Source organism: Algoriphagus taiwanensis (assembly GCF_036245645.1).
GTDB classification, from domain to species: domain Bacteria; phylum Bacteroidota; class Bacteroidia; order Cytophagales; family Cyclobacteriaceae; genus Algoriphagus; species Algoriphagus taiwanensis.
Genome location: NZ_BTPE01000007.1, coordinates 173,296 through 189,830 on the forward strand (window position 1 = coordinate 173,296; position 16,535 = coordinate 189,830).

Here is a 16,535-nt window from a genome sequence, read left to right on the forward strand (position 1 = left end):
AGACCATCATCTGCTCCTTTTTTTGTGGTATAAAATTCAACTATATTTTGGAATCTAAAACTTAACATCACTTCATCAAGCAACCATGAAAATCAGCAAAGAAGACTTTGAGCAAATGAAAGCCAAGTATGACAAGGAAGTAAAAAAAGGCAAGGCTGGAAAAGACAAGAATAAGGAGATAGATGATCAAACCAACTGGATTTATTATACCAAAGAGGACATCATGGAAGCTTTGGGACAAGAAGGAGCAACAGGAATAAAGTTTCACTTTATTGAATACACCGAAGAAGTCGCTAAAAAATATTATGGCGATGATGCTGACCTCTATGTGGGTAGACTCGGACTGGTATTTTCACCGATTTTCCCGGCCGATTCAAGGGTGAGTTTGCAAAATGGAGACGAATACTTTGACAGAGGAAACATGTGCCCTCCAAAATGCGAATAGACGAACTTTTATATCATGCATTCTTTGAAAGGGACTTCTATTACATAAAGTTGATAGTCTTCTTTGGATTAGTGGGGTTGATTGGCTTTTTGTTTCTAAGTAAAGAAGATAAAACCAATCCTACCCTGCTTTATTCCCTAGGGATCTTGATCCTTACAGCTTTCTATGAATTTTTTGCCAGTATATTAGCCGCTCAGGGAATTGATAATCATTGGGTCTACAACATTTTCAATGGACATATCGGAGCTATTCTCTTTTTGCTTTTGATTCGAAGTTTATTGAAAAAGAAAGCTCACAGAAAGGTTGTTCTGTATTTCAGTGGAGCATTATTGGTGATTTCTGGTGCTCTGCATTTTATTGGAATTGCCTCACTTCATGATGGAGGAGAATACATTGCTTTAGTAAATACCGTGTTTATACTTTCGTCCTGCGGCTTGTATTTTTTCGAATTGATCACCATGGATGAATTTTTGGCTATCAATCCCCTGAAGTCTTTCAGTTTTTGGGTTACCACTACTATATTATTCTATATTTCCTCCTCATTCATGATCTATATATCTTACGTCTACTTGTATACACACCACTTGGAAGTATACTATATGGTGTATGAGATTCCAAGACACATGGCCTTACTTTGTAACCTACTCCTTTGCTTTGGCATTTATTCCTATGTATTAAAGCAAAGATTTGAACTAGAAACCATTCATGTCTGAGCAGGAAAGCCAGTTTATCCTTATCCTTTTTGGAGGAATATTTTTCGCATTTTTCATGTCAGTGTTTGTGGTGGCTATCGTGGTTCTCCACCGACAACGACAGGTTCAAAATCAGGAAAAGCTAAAGCAGCTTAAGGTTGAATACGATAAAATGCTTTCAGATATTGAGATGGAAATTCAGCAAGACACACTGACCCATGTGGGGCGAGAACTTCATGACAATATCGGTCAGCTTCTTTCTTTGGCCAAGCTCAATCTCAACTCCTCCAAACCCGAGCGCCAAGCTGAAGGAAAGGAGTTTTTGAACCAAATCATTCAAGAGGTAAGAAATCTATCCAAATCCCTGAATCTAGACTGGGTGGAATCCATCACGGTAGATGATTTTATTCAAGGCCAATTGGGTAAAATCGAGTCTACTGGCTATTGCAAAACCTCTTTCCACACGGATCAATCTTTTAATCAACTCGCAAAAGACAAAAAACTGGTGCTGATTCGGGTGATTCAGGAATGCCTCAATAATGCCATCAAACACGCCAAGCCTACCGAGCTTAAGATCTTGATTTTTCAAAATGGATCTTCCCGACAAATTGAAATACACGACGACGGGGCTGGTTTTGACACTTCCAAGGCATCTCAGGGAAGTGGGATGTATAACATCAAAAAAAGAATGGAGACCATCGGTGGGAAATTGGATATTGAGTCAAAAATAGGCGCCGGCACCTTGATCCGAATTCAGCTACCCTCCACAGTTTGATTGAAAGCATTTCCTTTCCTTGACGTGGCAAATAGGTTTGATTTTTAATAAATTGAAGTGATTCCTGTTTAGAATTGGAATTCGGGGCTGTTTCTTCCAAATTAGAATTTTATCCGCTCAGCAATTTTGGGCCATTTGAAAAACTCCAAACCATGCGTATCCTTTTTTCTATTCTAGTCATTTTGCATGGACTGATCCATCTTTTGGGCTGGCTCAAAGGATTTGGTCTTAGGGAAATCAAAGAACTAACCCTTCCCATTTCAAAACCTTTGGCTGCTATTTGGCTATTCTCTGCCTTGCTTTTGCTGGTTTATGCGGCATTGTACCTAGTCCAATCCAAATATTCTTGGATTTTCGGAATACTTGCAGCCTTGGTCTCCCAAGTCTTGATCCTGATCTTTTGGAAAGATGCCAAAATAGGCACGATTCCAAATATCCTGATTTTCCTGGTTTCGCTTATGGCTTGGGGACAGCATCGATTTCAGCAAGTCGTGAAACAGGAATCCTCCGAAATCTACAGGAAAAGTATTCAAGGAGAAGCCCCTTTAGTCGAGGAAAAGCAGCTGGAGAAGCTGCCAGGTCCAGTCAAAAATTGGCTTAAACAATCCGGAATGATGGGCAAGCCTTTTCACAAAGGAGCCAAAGTCACCCAATCCGCTGAGATGAAGATGAATCCCGATCAGGAAAAATGGATGAAAGCCTCAGCTTGGCAATACACGAGCATCGATCCTCCTGCCTTCATTTGGACAGTGGATGCTCAAATGAATGCGTTTCTGGGCTTTAAGGGAAAAGACCGCTTTAAAGATGGCAAGGGTCAAATGCTGATTCGTCTCAACTCTCTGATTCCTATCGTGGATGAAACGGGAGAAAAAATGGATGAGGGTTCCATTCAGCGGTTTTTGGGTGAAATGGTCTGGTTTCCTTCTCTTGCACTCAGTCCGTATATCCGTTGGGAACAAATCGACAACATGTCCGCAAAGGCCACTTTGGACTATCAAGGCACCTCCGGAAGTGGTACATTTTTCTTCAATGAAGAAGGAGACGTGATACGTTTCTCTGCACTGAGATATCGAGGAAATGAACCGGATGCCCAGCGACGGGAATGGATCATGGATATTCAGGAATACAGCACCTTCGAAGGAATCCGCGTTCCTTCAAAAATGACCTCCACTTGGAGGCTGGGTTCGGGAGATTGGACCTGGCTGAAACTGGAGGTAAATGACATTAAGTATAATCCTGAAAGAATGGAATTCTGACCGTCAGGAGAAAAAGCAACATGATTCAAATCACTAAAAATCATTAACTTCCCTCTATTCAGGAATGAGAATGATGACTTTTTGCGCTGCTTTCGATTTCCTTTAGTACTGAATTCTCTTTTTTCAAAAACTTAACCTAGCACCTTATGGAAAATAAAGCCTTAGCCTTTGACTATCTGAAAAATCTGATGCTAGTCAACGAAGACGCGGATAAGCTGGCCTTGGAAGACACCAATTTATCAAAAGAAGACAAAGAGACCCTGATTCCGCTGATGACCTTAATCAAAGAAGTTTCGGCAAAAGCCAGGGAAACAGACTATCTGAAGTCGGAAAGTGGAAAAAAGCTCAGCGAAGAACAGGTAAAAGCACAAATCAGAGGCTTTGAACTCAATACCCGAAACATGGAAAACACCTACGACACCATCATGAGTATCAAGAGTTCCCTACAGATGGTCGTCAAGGATGCCACCCGCGCCTATAACTACATCATGGCGATGTACATTACCGCATTTATTTTGGGAATCGGGCTGATCGCTACTTCCATCTACTTTGCAGCACAGGACAAAACCATCTTGGCCATTGCCTTTGGGTCGGTTGGCTTTCTGGATTTGGTCACGACCTTCTTCTTCAAGCCTCCTTTGGAAATCCAAAACAGCCGATCCAATCTGTCCCAACTCATGATCATTATCACCAACTGGTTTGCCGAACTAATGAATATGAACAGCTACATGGGTCAGCGGGGAGCTGAGATTACCTGGCAGGAAATGAAGGATATCTCCGATGCGCTGAATGAAAGCACCAAAAAGATGGTCACATTGATTGAGGAGTATTCAGAGGTTAGAAAGTAGTCGATCTAAAAAATCATTTCCAAATCGTCCTTTTTCCATTTTACCTAGCAAAGGCATGACCAGAAAAGAATTTGTCCGAATCTGTGGTTTCTTGGGATTGTCGCTTCCTTTTCAGCCGATTATTTCTTCCAAGGAACGGGATCAAAACGTATTAATCATAGGTGCCGGGGCCGCAGGCATTACAGCCGGGTATTTATTGGGTCAGCAGGGGATATCGTATCAGATCCTAGAAGCTTCTATGAACTATGGAGGACGAATGAAAACCAACCGTGATTTTACAGATTTCCCAATTCCCTTGGGGGCTGAGTGGATTCATGTCTCAGACAAAGAGCTGGAAAAAATCATCAACAATCCCAACCGGACCATTTCTACGCAACTAAAAAAATACCCAAGAAAGGAACAAGTAGGGTACTATGAGTCTGGTGAAATGACCTATCGGACTATTCCTGCGGTCTTTGGGCCTTTTTACAAAGAACAGAAGTTTGTCAATTCTACCTGGCTGACCTTTTTTGAAGATCATCTTCTTCCCGAAGTCCGGGAAAAAATCAAATATGGCCACCAAATCCTTGAGGTAGACTACTCGGGGAAAAAAGTAAAACTGAGGGATCAAAATGGGACTGTCTTTAATGCAGACCGTGTGATTTTAACCATCCCACTCAAGCAGCTGCAGAAAGGAATGGTCACCTTCTCTCCAAGTCTCCCGGATTACAAAACCCAAGCAATTCAGCGAGCAGAAATTTGGGGCGGAATAAAAATATTTATCAAGTTCTCCGAAAAATTCTACCCGGCTTTTACACTCTTTCCTGATTCGGATGCAAGCAATGGACAAAGGCTTTATTACGATGCTGCCTTCGGCCAAAATAGCAATAGTGCGATTTTAGGTTTGTTTGCCGTCGGAGAACAAGCCAAACCCTACCAATACCAGGTCAATTCAGAGCAGATTAGTTATGTTTTGGATGAATTGGATCAGGTATTTAATGGCAAGGCCTCCGAAAACTACGAGAAGCATATCGTACAGAATTGGGATAGGGAGCCCTTTATCGAGGCGGCCTATCTCTCCGATTATGAATCCAACGGGCTAACCCGAGAACTTTCGCATCCCTTGGAGGATAAAATTTTCTTTGCCGGTACGGCATATACCCGTGAAAACGACTGGGGAAGTGTACACAATGCCACCCGGTCCGCTCATGGCGCAGTCAATGAATTATTGAAAGCCATTTCGGCAAAACCATAAATAATCATGATAAAGTCAGAACTATCATTGACCTCTCCTCCAACTCTTTTGAATCAAAAGTTCCTAGTCCTTCTTCTGGTAATCACTTTTATGGGATGGGCTTGCCAAGAGCCCAAAGATGAGGAGGAAATTAAAAAGCAGATAGAGGAGTTTTATCTCCTTCCTCAGGATATTTACTCGGAAACTCCAAATTCAAATATTCTGTCTAGCGAATTGGTAAGGCGAATAGAAATCGCAAAGGAAGTGACCGAGAAAGACAGAAAACGTATCCAGGAAAGTGACCATCCCACTGACAAGCCTCTTCTCCTCGAAGGCTGTGTTTTTGCCAGTTTATATGATGGTTTTCATACTTTTCATATTAAGGAAATAGCCATTGAAAACGATACTGCAAAAGCGGTAATAAATCTCGAATACGCATCTGATCCTTCCGAAAAATGGTCTGATCTTCTGATCTTGGTAAATGAAGGAGGATGGAAAGTTGATAATGTAATTTTTGCGCCTTCACATACGGGAGATCGGGATCTTTGGCAAAGATTAGATCTAACCCGGTTTTAACGAGAGGCAGAATGTGGATCACACGTAAGTACCCATTGGGCTAATTTTTCTCCCTTCCAACTCATCAGATATTGATCCTTTTGCAAGGGATATCTTTTTGGAATCAGGAGAACTAAATTTTGGAAAACACAAAAAAACCCCGAAATCAATCAGATTTCGAGGTTTTCTGTCCTTGGAAAATTAAAGTTTTCCTACAACAACTCATTCGCAAGATTTGCCAGTTCAGACCGTTCGCCTTTCTCCAGCTTGATATGGGCATAGAGGGGATGGTCCTTTACCCGGTCGATCAGGTAAGAAAGACCATTGGACTGAGAGTCTAGATAAGGCGTATCGATCTGGAAAACGTCACCTGTAAAGATGATTTTGGTGTTTTCACCTGCACGGGAAATGATCGTCTTAATTTCATGCGGAGTCAGGTTTTGCGCCTCATCCACGATAAAGAAGATATTGGAAAGAGACCGTCCCCGGATATAAGCCAAGGGCTGAATCACCAATTTTTCCTGATTGACCAGTTCGGTGATTTTTTGGTACTCCTTATCTGTTTCCTTGTATTGGTTTTGGATAAACTTCAGATTGTCCCAAAGAGGCTCCATATAAGGATTGAGCTTGGATTTGATGTCTCCGGGAAGATATCCGATGTCTTTGTTGGAAAGAGGCACAATAGGTCGGGCCAAAAAGACCTGCTTGTATTCCCGACGCTGTTCAAGTGCACCTGCCAAAGCGAGTAGCGTTTTCCCTGTTCCGGCTACCCCTTGGATAGAAACCAATTTGATCGCCGGATTCATGATCGCATGCAGAGCAAAAGTCTGCTCGGCATTTTTGGGCTTGATATTGTAAGCCAATCGCTTATCTACCCGCTCCAGGACATTTTCTTCTGAATTGTAGAATGCCAGAACGGAGTTTTTGTCACTTTTCAGGATGTAATAGGCATTGGACTTTCGCTTGCGGGTACCCAATACCAGCTTGGCCTCAATATAGCCTTGCTCATACAGCTTGTTGATCGCATCGGGGTCAACCGACTCCATGACGTATTTGCCGGTATTTTCGAGCTCGGTGATATTTTTGATCTTGCCCGTTTCGTAGTCCTCTGCATGGACATTCAGTGACTTGGCTTTGAGGCGAAGATTGATGTCTTTGGATACGAGGATGACTTTTCGGGACTTTTCTGTTTCCTGAAGGTGAACTGCCACATTGAGAATTTTGTGGTCATTCTTTTCCTCCCCGAAGATTTCAATGGCATTCCGCTCATTTTCCGGATGGTTCATCATCACTTTGAAATTGCCCTTGGTTTTTCCATTCAGTGGAGTCCACTGATCGATCCGCTGATCTTGGGACAGCTTATCGAGCAGTCGGATAAACTCCCGGGCTTCAAAGTTTTTGGTGTCATTGCCTTTTTTGAACTGATCCAGTTCCTCCAGCACCGTGATCGGGATGACCACATCGTGCTCGGCAAAGTTCATGATGGAGTTGTGTGCGTAAAGGATCACGGACGTGTCCAGCACAAAGATTTTCCGATCTTTATCGGATTTGGCTCTAGGCATGCGCAGGAAAATTGTAGTGGTGTAGTGCTGAAATAATTTAAAAAATAATCTCGGGGATTAGGCATGCATTGCCAATAAATTATGGTTAAAAATCACGAAAAAGGGGGATAGGCTTGAGAATCAATTTGATAAAAAAGTGGAAAGGTGGTAAAGTTCGAAAGTTGTAAAGTTACGTGAGACCTACCTTGCCACTTTCCAACCTTCCAACTTTAGAACCTTAATCCAGCAGCGCCCGAATATCCTCATTATCCAAGCTCTTCATAAAGCTTTCCTCATTGGAAATGAGTTCTCCGGCAAGGGCAAGCTTCCGGTTTTGGAGAGCCATGATTTTTTCCTCCACAGAGCCCCGGGTGATGAATTTGTAAATGATGACCTTGTTTTCCTGTCCGATTCGGTGTGCCCGATCAATGGCCTGAGCTTCCACAGCCGGATTCCACCATGGATCAAGCAGGAACACATATTCTGCCTTGGTCAGGTTGAGGCCTACGCCACCGGCTTTGAGTGAGATAAGGAATACCTTGATGTTCTCGTCATTTTGGAACTTCTCCACCTGCGCCTGTCGATCCCGGGTGGAACCGTCGAGATAGGCATAAGGGATATTATTTTCCTCCAAAAATGCTCGTACTATACTCAGGTGCCTCACAAATTGACTAAAGACCAGCACTTTGTGATCCTCTGAGATGGTCTCCTGAAGCATGTAGGTAATGTCCTCCAACTTTCCTGATTCCCCTTTGTAGTCTTCCCTCACCAATTTGGGATGGTTGGCGATCTGACGAAGCTGGGTCAAACCCCGGAGTAGGGTGAATTGCTGTGCACCCCTACCCGCACCAGCGAGTTCACCGATGATTTTTTCCCTATAGTAGCTTTTCACTTCCTCATACACCTTTTCCTGCTCGGCTGTCATGTCGGAGTACTTCACATTGGTGAGCTTTTCCGGAAGGTCTTTGGCCACTTGAGATTTGAGTCTTCTTAGGATAAAAGGCTTGATCATCGCATGAAGGCGGGAAGCCTTTTCCTTGTCATTTTGCTTCTCGATGGGCAGCAAAAACTGCTTCTTGAACATATTCTGATTACCCAAAAGCCCGGGATTGACAAAGTTCATCTGAGACCAAAGGTCCATGGTTCCGTTTTCCACAGGAGTACCGGTAAGGATGAGTCGGCGCTTGCTTTTCAGCTTGTTGACCGCTACTGCAATATTGGAAGAGGGATTTTTTATCGCTTGGGATTCATCCAGGATGATGTAATTGAAGTAGAAATCCTTGAGGATATCAATATCCATCCTCACGATCCCATAGGAAGTCAGGACCACATCATAGCCTCTGAATTTCCAGGGATCTTTGATCCGCTGCGTCCCGGAATACACCAAGACTTTGAGTTCAGGGGCAAACTTCCTCGCTTCCAACTCCCAGTTGTAAATCAGGGAAGTCGGCATGACCAGCAGGGAAGCGAAGCCGGGATTTTCTTCTTTTTCGTAGGAGAGCAAAGCCAGGGCCTGTACGGTTTTCCCCAAACCCATATCATCTGCCAAGCATCCACCAAACTGGTATTCATTGAGGAAACGAAGCCAGTTGTACCCTGCCTGCTGATACGGACGAAGTGTCCCATTGAATGAGGCAGGAATTTCGTAATCGTCAATCGCATCAAACTCTCTGAGCCGCTCCAACTTAAGACTTAAGGTCAGCTTGATGAGTTCTCCGTTTTGGAGTTCCTTTGCAAATGCCAGGTGATGCTTGCGAAGCACCAACTCATCAGCAGATCGCTCCTCGATGAAATTGAACAGCTCGGAATAGTTCACAAACCAGGAGGCCGGAATCACGGCAGTTTCCCCGTTGGGCAATTCGAATTCTGTTTTGCCGGAAATAATCAATCGGCGGATTTTGGCAAAAGGAACCAGATAAACTCCAAACTTGATCATGGCCTTGACATCAAACCAGTCAATGTTTTCATTGACTTCAATGGTAATCTGCGCCTTGCCAATATGGTAAGTCTTGCCATTGAGGCTGTTTTTCTGGACGATTTGAATTCGGTTTTCCTCCAGGTAATCTTCATTGGTACCCAGCCACTCAAAGGCCTGTGTTTTGGACAAGCTGAACTTGCCATGAGTGAAGACCATTCCTTTCTTCTTTAGAATCGTCTCGTATTTCTTTTCTACCTGAGAAGTCCTGACGGTCTTATAAAAGGTATAGGTGTCGTTTTTCTCTTCGAGACGGACTGAATTTCCACTGTTTTCTCCTCCTGAGGCCTGGATTCCAAAGTCATAATCTCCGTACTGGAATCGAAGCTCAAAGACGATTTTGCTCTCATCAGGGACTGAGTATTCATTGCCAAAAAGATCCTCTCCGGCGTTGAATTGAAGTTCACTGATCGCGAGCAGGGCCTGTGGAGAAGCTTGCTCGGTTTTGATTTCAAATCCCCTTGCTTCCACCTCAAACTGGGTGATGAGGTTTTTCATAAAACCCCGATAGTATCCGGGTTCTATTCTTTTCTCAATGACGATAAATTTCTTGTTGAGAAAAGCCTGCAGTTTTTTCCCGTCAATTCCCTTTTCGAAGTGAAAAAGTTGCTGATTGACAATCAACCAAGCGGGCTCTTTACAGATGAAGTAGCCGTTCTTATACTGCCAATCCAGCTTTTGATTTTTATGCTTGATCGTGGGCCAATAGTGGGTATTGTCGGGATTTTTATGAAAATGGAACAGAACTGTGGCGGGTTCGGGGTTTACCTGGATTTCCTTCCAGGCCGGATATTTATCCGACCCCATTTCAAAAAGCCGCTTCCCGATCAGTTTGGGAAGGATTTTGGCTCGTTTTATTTCAAGATTTTCTGCCAGAAGCTTTTGAATGTCCAAGTCTTCCGTCTTGGGATCGAAAATCTTTTGAAGGAATTCGGTAGGCTTGATGTTCTTCTTTTTCATGTACTGCTTCGCCACCACCTCAGGCTGCATGGAGTCCATGAGTCGGATCAGTTCATAATCGGTAGCATCCAGACCTGAATCAAATTCGGCAGCATTGGCAGAGCTGATATTCTGATAAGCAAGAGAAAGTCGGTCTTTCTCATCGAGCTGTACTACAAAAGATTCTAAAAGAAGCCCAAGATATTCATGGCTAAAAATAGAATATACTATCTGAAAAGGTTGGTCTGAATTAACTATCATAAGTGATATTATATAGTCTGAGAATAAATTCGAAGACTATATTTTGAAAGATTGGAGGTATGGTTATGAAAACACAATTTGAAAAGTACTAAAAAAGTCCTTCCCTTGGGATAGGCAGGCAGGGATTTTTCAAAAAAAAAGCCTGAATCTTATCCATTCAGGCCGTTTTTCATTTTTTTACTATCGCTATCAGGGGGCAATTTCCTCTTTAGGGGTAGGAGCTTCTTCTTTTTTCTCTGGGAAAAAGCGGTTTTGAAATAGGAGAATTATCGCTACTCCGATAAAAATAGAGGCATCAGCTATATTAAAAATAGGCCAAAGAGCAGTATAACTTCCCCCCCAAAGCGGTACCCAATCCGGAATATATCCTTCCCAGATATCAAAGTAAAACATATCCACTACCTGCCCATGAAACCAAGGTGTAGGAGCGTTGTAAGGGGCATTATCCAACCAAACTCCATAAAAAACAGAGTCTACCAAATTGCCTATCGCCCCGCCCAAAATCATCGAAATACATAAAATATACAGCGGATGATTTTTCTTTTCGATAATATAAGATAGGTAATAACCAATTCCTACCATTGCTACCAAACGGAAGGTAGTCAGGATCATTTTTCCATATTCAGAACCCAGTTCCATCCCAAAGGCCATCCCTGGATTGGTGGTATAATGCAACTTAAACCAGTCTCCGAAAATGGGGATCTGTCCCGGAGTGCCAAAGTCCATCTGGAAATGAACCAGCATTTTTACTGCCTGATCTAGGGCAATGACCAGAAAAGCAATCCCAAAGTATTTTAGGTAATTATTCATTGAATGGGCTTTAGGCCTTTTTTACGTTTACCAGCAGTTCGAAATCATCCATATCCAACAAGGTGCCTTCTGCGATTGACTTTACTTCCAGGGTATTCGCCTGAGTTTCGGATTGAATATAATCCCCAAACGAGCTCACCGAAGCATCTACCAGTTCATTTCCACTCGCCAGGACTATGCTTATTTTGTCCTGCACTTCCAACCCCATTTCTTTTCTGAGGTTTTGGATTCTGTTGACCAGATCCCGGGCTACCCCCTCCTGCTTCAACTCGTCGGTGAGATTCACATCCAGTGCCACAGTGAGACCTTGGTCAGAGGCTACAGACCAACCCGGAATGTCCTGAGTGGTGATCAATACCTCCTCCAGCAGAATGTCCATGGACTCATTTTCCACAGTTATTTCAAGCTTGCCCTCACGCTCGAGCTGGGCGATTTCGGCCTGACTCCATGCGCTGATGGCAGCATTGACCAAACGAAGCTTTGGTCCCAGTTTTTTACCTAAAACAGGCAGATTGGGTTTTACATTTTTTACAAAAATGCCAGAAGCATCATCCAGATACTCTACTTCTTTGATATTGACTTCTGTTTTGATCAAGTCCTCCACATGCTCGATCTGAGCCTGAGTCTTTTTGCTCAATACCGGAATCAAGATGCGCTGAAGAGGCTGACGAACTTTCAGCTTTTCTTTTTTGCGAAGCGAATGAACCAAAGAAGAAATGGTCTGAGCCAAATCCATGCTCTCTTCCAAATCTTTGTTGATCAGGGATTGATCGGCAGAAGCCCAATCCGTCAAATGGATAGATTCTTTGCCGCTTTCCCCTGCCTCAGTCAGGTTTTTGTACAACCAATCGGCATAGAATGGCGCAAAAGAAGACATCAGCTGAGCGATTGAATACAGACATTCGTACAGGGTCTCGTAAGCCGCCTGCTTGTCCGGGTTCATATCTCCTCTCCAGAATCTCTTCCTAGCCAATCTCACGTACCAGTTGGATAGCTGATCCACTGTGAAATTCATGATGGCTCGGGTCGCTCGGGTCGCATCGTAATTGTCCATGGCTTCTTCCACCTCGGCGATCAAGGACTGTAACTTGGACACAATCCACTGATCCAATTCTGCACGCTGATTTACCGGAACCGAGCTAGACTTGTCGTAGACGAAGGCATCCAAATTGGCATAAAGCGCAAAGAAATTATAGGTATTCTGAAGGGTGCCAAAGAAGCGTCGCTGCACTTCAGCTACTCCGTCCAGATTGAATTTCAGGTTGTCCCAAGGATTGGCATTGCTCAGCATGTACCAACGCAAGGCATCAGGGCCGTATTCCTTCAGGGTTTTGAAAGGATCGATCGCATTGCCCAATCGCTTGGACATCTTGTTGCCGTTTTTGTCCAGCACCAATCCATTGGCAATCACATTTTTGAAAGCCACTGAGTCAAAAAGCATGACTGCGATGGCATGCAGTGTAAAGAACCAACCTCGAGTCTGATCTACTCCTTCAGCGATATAATCTGCAGGATAATTGGCTTTGAAAATATCTTGGTTTTCAAATGGATAATGCCACTGCGCATAAGGCATGGCCCCGGAATCAAACCAAACGTCAATCAAGTCCGGTTCGCGGAACATCTTTTCTCCTTTTCCAGAAACCAAAACCACGTCATCCACATAAGGTCGGTGGAGATCGAGTTCCTTTCCTTCGTAAGGGGATTTTTCCATAAAGCCTGCGGAAATGGACTTCTCAATTTCAGCATTCAGTTCGGCAATGGAGCCAATGCATTTTTCCTCAGTTCCATCGCTGGTTCTCCAAATCGGTAGCGGTGTACCCCAGAAGCGCGAACGGCTCAGGTTCCAGTCTACCAGATTTTCCAGCCAGTTGCCAAAGCGACCTGTTCCGGTAGCTTCCGGCTTCCAGTTGATCGTTTTGTTGAGGGCTACCAACTGTTCTTTGTAGGCAGTGGTTTTGATAAACCAGCTTTCCAAAGGATAGTACAAGATCGGCTTGTCTGTTCTCCAGCAGTGAGGGTAGGTATGCTCGTATTTCTCGACCTTGAAGGCCTTGTTTTCATTTTTCAAAATGATGGAAATGATCACGTCCGTGTTTTTGAAATCCGCGGCGCTTTCGTCATCATTTGTGTAATTCTTGACATAAAAATCACTGGTTCCATATTCTTTATGGGCGGTGATTCCATGCTCTTTCATTTTGGCAGCGAGGTATTCACCCACCACGGGAAGGAATTTGCCCTGCTTATCCACCACAGGGATATCATTTCCCAAGTCGTCTTTCACAAAGACACCAGGAACATTGTTTTGCACCAAGGTTCTAAAGTCATCCGCACCAAAGGCTTTGGCCAAATGCACGATACCTGTACCATCTTCGGTAGTCACATAGTCTCCCGCCACCACGGTGAAGGCAGGACTTGGAAGTGCCAAATCAGCAATCGGGAAAAGCTGTTCATACTCCCAGCCCAGCATGGTTTTACCTTTGAATTCCTCGATGACTTCGTAAGGGATCAACTTGTCTCCCGCTTTGTAATCTTCCAGCTTGAGTTCGGCGGCCTTTGGATTGAGGTAAGCCCCCATTCTGGCTTTTGCCAAGATCACAGTGACCGGCTCGTGGGTGTAAGGATTGAAGGTTTTCACCTTTACATAATCCAGATTTTCCCCGATAGCCAAAGCAGAGTTGGAAGGCAAGGTCCAAGGAGTGGTCGTCCAGGCAAGGATGTAGGTGTTTTCTTCTCCTTTCAGCTTAAACTGCGCCGTGATGGAGGTGTCTTTAACGTCCTTATAGGTTCCCGGCTGATTCAATTCATGGGAAGAAAGTCCCGTACCAGCAGCCGGAGAATAAGGCTGGATGGTGTATCCTTTGTAGAGCAGCCCTTTATCGTATAGCTTTTTCAGCAGGTGCCAAAGCGACTCGATGTAGTTGGAATCGAAAGTGATGTACGGATCATCCAAGTCGACCCAATAGCCGATTTTTTCGGTCATGTCATCCCATTCGTTTTTGAATCGCATGACCGTCTCTTTGCAGCGCTTATTGTATTCTTCTACGGAGATTTTCTTGCCGATATCTTCTTTGGTGATGCCGAGTTCCTTCTCGACCTGAAGCTCCACCGGAAGGCCATGGGTATCCCAACCGCCTTTTCGCTTGACTTGAAATCCTCTCAGGGTTTTGTATCGGCAGAAAATATCCTTCAGCGTACGGGCCATCACGTGGTGAATGCCCGGAGTACCATTGGCCGAAGGAGGTCCTTCAAAAAAGGTGAAGGTCTCGGCACCTTCCCGGTTGGCGATGGACTTTTCGAAAATCTGATTTTCTTTCCAATACTGAAGGACGGATTCTCCGATTTGCGGATAATCCACCTGCTTAAATTCCTGATACGTTTTCACAATTTCCTTTCTTAAGGGCAAGTAGGTGAACAAAACAGGAGGAATATTTTTCCAGCCTGCTCAAAACAAGGCACAAAGATAGCAGAATTGGGCTTTGGGGGGAAAGAAAATTGAAATACAGGGGATTTCAGTCAACGGTAATCTTTTTCTCAAAAGTCATAATCTGACTAAGTCACTTAGAATTGACAATTATCGGATTAAAAGCCCAACACAGATTTTATTTTCTTGATTTACCTTCTTTGAAGAATCAAAAAATCATCCGAGTCGATTCGGGTATTTCTCAACTGGATTCGGTTTAAACGGATGAAAACCTGATACCAATCCGCATTCAAGTCTACAAAGGGAGAACCGGATGGAAAAGAAATCCGGACTTCAATCCGTCTGACTGCATTCCCTGAGCTCCAGCTGCCTTGCCCAAGCAGCTGTGTGCCCCGATAAGCCTCTATCTGCCCATTGGGAAAAAAGGAAAAATCCACTCCAGCAAAATCTCCTCCCCTCTCCAAGCCATTCTCTACAAAAGAACTAATTGCCCATTGTCCGGTTGAGAGGTTTTGCACTAGGTTTTCGTCTGTTCGAGAGGGATTTTCCTCTGAGGAACAGGAACAAGAAAAGCAAGCAAGGAGTAGGAAAGCGAGCAGAGACTTCATGTGACTATTTTTCCCAATCAACGGGCGAAAAATTATTTAGTTTAAAAAATGAGGAAATGCCTTTTTTTCTGATTTTTATCTATTAGTTTTCCAACAAAATTAATCATAACATGAAGCGCACATTCGTTTTATTACTTTTCCTTCTGAGTTTTGGAAAGGCCTTCTCACAGGTTCAAGTGGGAGTCTATCATTCTGGAATTTCCTCCCAGATCGGTGTCGGGACTAATATCGAGAAGAAGTTTTTTGGAGAGCTTCGTTTGTGGGCTCCCGATCGATTGGATATCGATCTGGGAATAGAAGCCATTGGGCAATATAATTTTTACCGCTCAGAATGGTACAATCTTCATGGAGGATTGATGATCGGCTACTATGGTGATGGAACTATTGGACTTCCGGTGGGAGCGACAATCAAACCCATTTCTTCTTTTCAAAGGTTTGGACTTTTGATGGAGGCAACGCCCTATATTCTTGGAGACGAATTATTCCTTCGTGCCAATCTCGGCCTTCGCTTGCGGTTGGGAAGGGATTGATTTGAATAATCATCAATCTGTTGATTACCATTTTAAAATAAAGTCTATTTTATTAAGAATAGTGTCCATAGGCAGCGATTACCGTGACCAGCACTTTGTCTTCTTCGATGGAATAAATCAACCTATGCTTATGATTGATTCTTCTGGACCAATAGCCAGCAAAATCATATTTTAATTTTTCTGGTTTGCCCGTTCCGGTTTGCGGATGAACTTGTAACTCTTCGAATAAAGCCCTCAATTTTCGAAGCAAAGGTTTATCTCCCGAATTCTTTAGCTTCTCAATATCCTTCATGGCTTGATCAGTAAAGGCAAGTTCATATTTCATAGCCCAAGTAAAGCATCGATGTCTTCAGGCTTCACTTTGGTAATTCTTCCTGATTGGTAATCAGCTATGCCCTTTTGGATATGAGCCTTGGTTTTTGGGTCCATAAAAAACTCATCCCCTTCCTTCACAGGGGAGAGCACATACGATTTATTTTTCCCTCTTTGAATGATGATATGCTCATCTTGATCAACTAAGTCAAGATACTTTTTTTGATTATCCCTGAATTCTCGAGAACTGATGACTAACATAGATTCAAATTTTTTGTACCATATTGTGTACACAAGTGTACTCAAAAAAGTTCAGATTTTAAAGCAGTCAAACAGTCGCAAAATGATTTACTA

General features: G+C 43.5%; 15 protein-coding genes. 8 read left to right on the plus strand and 7 right to left on the minus strand.

Annotation, left to right across the window (positions count from 1 at the left end; genetic code table 11):
* Positions 1–85 precede the first annotated feature (85 nt).
* The 7 genes from AAA938_RS11720 to AAA938_RS11750 all read left to right on the plus strand — a co-directional run bounded on the left by AAA938_RS11720 (position 86) and on the right by AAA938_RS11750 (position 5,805).
* Positions 86–445 (plus strand): molecular chaperone DnaK, encoded by a 360-nt coding sequence (locus tag AAA938_RS11720; RefSeq protein WP_338228922.1) that lies wholly within the window; start codon positions 86–88, stop codon positions 443–445.
* A complete protein-coding gene (locus tag AAA938_RS11725; protein WP_338228923.1) occupies positions 436–1,158 on the plus strand; it encodes a hypothetical protein in 723 nt (240 codons plus the stop codon). The genes AAA938_RS11720 and AAA938_RS11725 overlap by 10 nt, the downstream gene beginning before the upstream one ends.
* A complete protein-coding gene (locus AAA938_RS11730) occupies positions 1,151–1,912 on the plus strand; it encodes a sensor histidine kinase (RefSeq protein WP_338228924.1) in 762 nt (253 codons plus the stop codon). Before AAA938_RS11725 ends, AAA938_RS11730 begins: the two co-directional genes overlap by 8 nt.
* A 152-nt stretch (positions 1,913–2,064) precedes the next feature.
* The gene (locus tag AAA938_RS11735) at positions 2,065–3,168 is read left to right on the plus strand and encodes a DUF6544 family protein (RefSeq protein WP_338228925.1); all 1,104 of its coding nucleotides are present in this window, start codon (positions 2,065–2,067) and stop codon (positions 3,166–3,168) included.
* 146 nt (positions 3,169–3,314) lie between these two features.
* Complete coding sequence (locus AAA938_RS11740; RefSeq protein ID WP_338228926.1) at positions 3,315–4,016, plus strand: hypothetical protein; 702 nt, start codon at positions 3,315–3,317, stop codon at positions 4,014–4,016.
* A 55-nt stretch (positions 4,017–4,071) separates the two neighbouring features.
* Positions 4,072–5,250: a flavin monoamine oxidase family protein gene (locus AAA938_RS11745; protein WP_338228927.1), complete on the plus strand. Its 1,179-nt coding sequence runs from the start codon at positions 4,072–4,074 to the stop codon at positions 5,248–5,250.
* Positions 5,251–5,256: 6 nt separating this feature from the next.
* Entirely contained in the window at positions 5,257–5,805 is a 549-nt protein-coding gene (locus AAA938_RS11750) for a hypothetical protein (protein WP_338228928.1), read from the plus strand.
* Between the two features lie 191 nt (positions 5,806–5,996).
* Here AAA938_RS11750 and AAA938_RS11755 read toward each other — a convergent pair whose 3' ends face one another.
* The 5 genes from AAA938_RS11755 to AAA938_RS11775 all read right to left on the minus strand — a co-directional run bounded on the left by AAA938_RS11755 (position 5,997) and on the right by AAA938_RS11775 (position 15,339).
* A complete protein-coding gene (locus AAA938_RS11755) occupies positions 5,997–7,346 on the minus strand; it encodes a PhoH family protein (protein ID WP_338228929.1) in 1,350 nt (449 codons plus the stop codon).
* Between the two features lie 217 nt (positions 7,347–7,563).
* A complete protein-coding gene (locus AAA938_RS11760) occupies positions 7,564–10,500 on the minus strand; it encodes a DEAD/DEAH box helicase (protein WP_338228930.1) in 2,937 nt (978 codons plus the stop codon).
* Positions 10,501–10,689: 189 nt separating this feature from the next.
* On the minus strand, positions 10,690–11,310 hold the full coding sequence (locus AAA938_RS11765) for a lipoprotein signal peptidase (RefSeq protein ID WP_338228931.1): 621 nt from the start codon (positions 11,308–11,310) through the stop codon (positions 10,690–10,692).
* 10 nt (positions 11,311–11,320) lie between these two features.
* Positions 11,321–14,692, minus strand: coding sequence for an isoleucine--tRNA ligase (gene ileS / locus AAA938_RS11770; RefSeq protein WP_338228932.1), 3,372 nt, complete (start codon positions 14,690–14,692; stop codon positions 11,321–11,323).
* 230 nt (positions 14,693–14,922) lie between these two features.
* On the minus strand, positions 14,923–15,339 hold the full coding sequence (locus AAA938_RS11775) for a hypothetical protein (RefSeq protein ID WP_338228933.1): 417 nt from the start codon (positions 15,337–15,339) through the stop codon (positions 14,923–14,925).
* Positions 15,340–15,449: 110 nt separating this feature from the next.
* Between AAA938_RS11775 and AAA938_RS11780 the strand changes: the two genes are divergently transcribed.
* Entirely contained in the window at positions 15,450–15,869 is a 420-nt protein-coding gene (locus AAA938_RS11780) for a hypothetical protein (RefSeq protein ID WP_338228934.1), read from the plus strand.
* A 52-nt stretch (positions 15,870–15,921) separates the two neighbouring features.
* On the opposite strand, the gene AAA938_RS11785 is transcribed toward AAA938_RS11780, so the two are convergent.
* Entirely contained in the window at positions 15,922–16,194 is a 273-nt protein-coding gene (locus AAA938_RS11785) for a Txe/YoeB family addiction module toxin (RefSeq protein WP_338228935.1), read from the minus strand.
* Entirely contained in the window at positions 16,191–16,442 is a 252-nt protein-coding gene (locus AAA938_RS11790) for a type II toxin-antitoxin system Phd/YefM family antitoxin (protein ID WP_338228936.1), read from the minus strand. The genes AAA938_RS11785 and AAA938_RS11790 overlap by 4 nt, the downstream gene beginning before the upstream one ends.
* Between the last annotated feature and the right edge of the window lie 93 nt (positions 16,443–16,535).

What these genes read in the sequence shown, in the direction of transcription:
- AAA938_RS11720 (WP_338228922.1), top strand. Translation starts at nt 86, where the DNA reads ATGAAAATCAGCAAAGAAGACTTTGAGCAAATGAAAGCCAAGTATGAC.
- AAA938_RS11725 (WP_338228923.1), top strand. Translation starts at nt 436, where the DNA reads ATGCGAATAGACGAACTTTTATATCATGCATTCTTTGAAAGGGACTTC.
- AAA938_RS11730 (WP_338228924.1), top strand. Translation starts at nt 1,151, where the DNA reads ATGTCTGAGCAGGAAAGCCAGTTTATCCTTATCCTTTTTGGAGGAATA.
- AAA938_RS11735 (WP_338228925.1), top strand. Translation starts at nt 2,065, where the DNA reads ATGCGTATCCTTTTTTCTATTCTAGTCATTTTGCATGGACTGATCCAT.
- AAA938_RS11740 (WP_338228926.1), top strand. Translation starts at nt 3,315, where the DNA reads ATGGAAAATAAAGCCTTAGCCTTTGACTATCTGAAAAATCTGATGCTA.
- AAA938_RS11745 (WP_338228927.1), top strand. Translation starts at nt 4,072, where the DNA reads ATGACCAGAAAAGAATTTGTCCGAATCTGTGGTTTCTTGGGATTGTCG.
- AAA938_RS11750 (WP_338228928.1), top strand. Translation starts at nt 5,257, where the DNA reads ATGATAAAGTCAGAACTATCATTGACCTCTCCTCCAACTCTTTTGAAT.
- AAA938_RS11755 (WP_338228929.1), bottom strand. Translation starts at nt 7,346, where the DNA reads ATGCCTAGAGCCAAATCCGATAAAGATCGGAAAATCTTTGTGCTGGAC.
- AAA938_RS11760 (WP_338228930.1), bottom strand. Translation starts at nt 10,500, where the DNA reads ATGATAGTTAATTCAGACCAACCTTTTCAGATAGTATATTCTATTTTT.
- AAA938_RS11765 (WP_338228931.1), bottom strand. Translation starts at nt 11,310, where the DNA reads ATGAATAATTACCTAAAATACTTTGGGATTGCTTTTCTGGTCATTGCC.
- AAA938_RS11775 (WP_338228933.1), bottom strand. Translation starts at nt 15,339, where the DNA reads ATGAAGTCTCTGCTCGCTTTCCTACTCCTTGCTTGCTTTTCTTGTTCC.
- AAA938_RS11780 (WP_338228934.1), top strand. Translation starts at nt 15,450, where the DNA reads ATGAAGCGCACATTCGTTTTATTACTTTTCCTTCTGAGTTTTGGAAAG.
- AAA938_RS11785 (WP_338228935.1), bottom strand. Translation starts at nt 16,194, where the DNA reads ATGAAATATGAACTTGCCTTTACTGATCAAGCCATGAAGGATATTGAG.
- AAA938_RS11790 (WP_338228936.1), bottom strand. Translation starts at nt 16,442, where the DNA reads ATGTTAGTCATCAGTTCTCGAGAATTCAGGGATAATCAAAAAAAGTAT.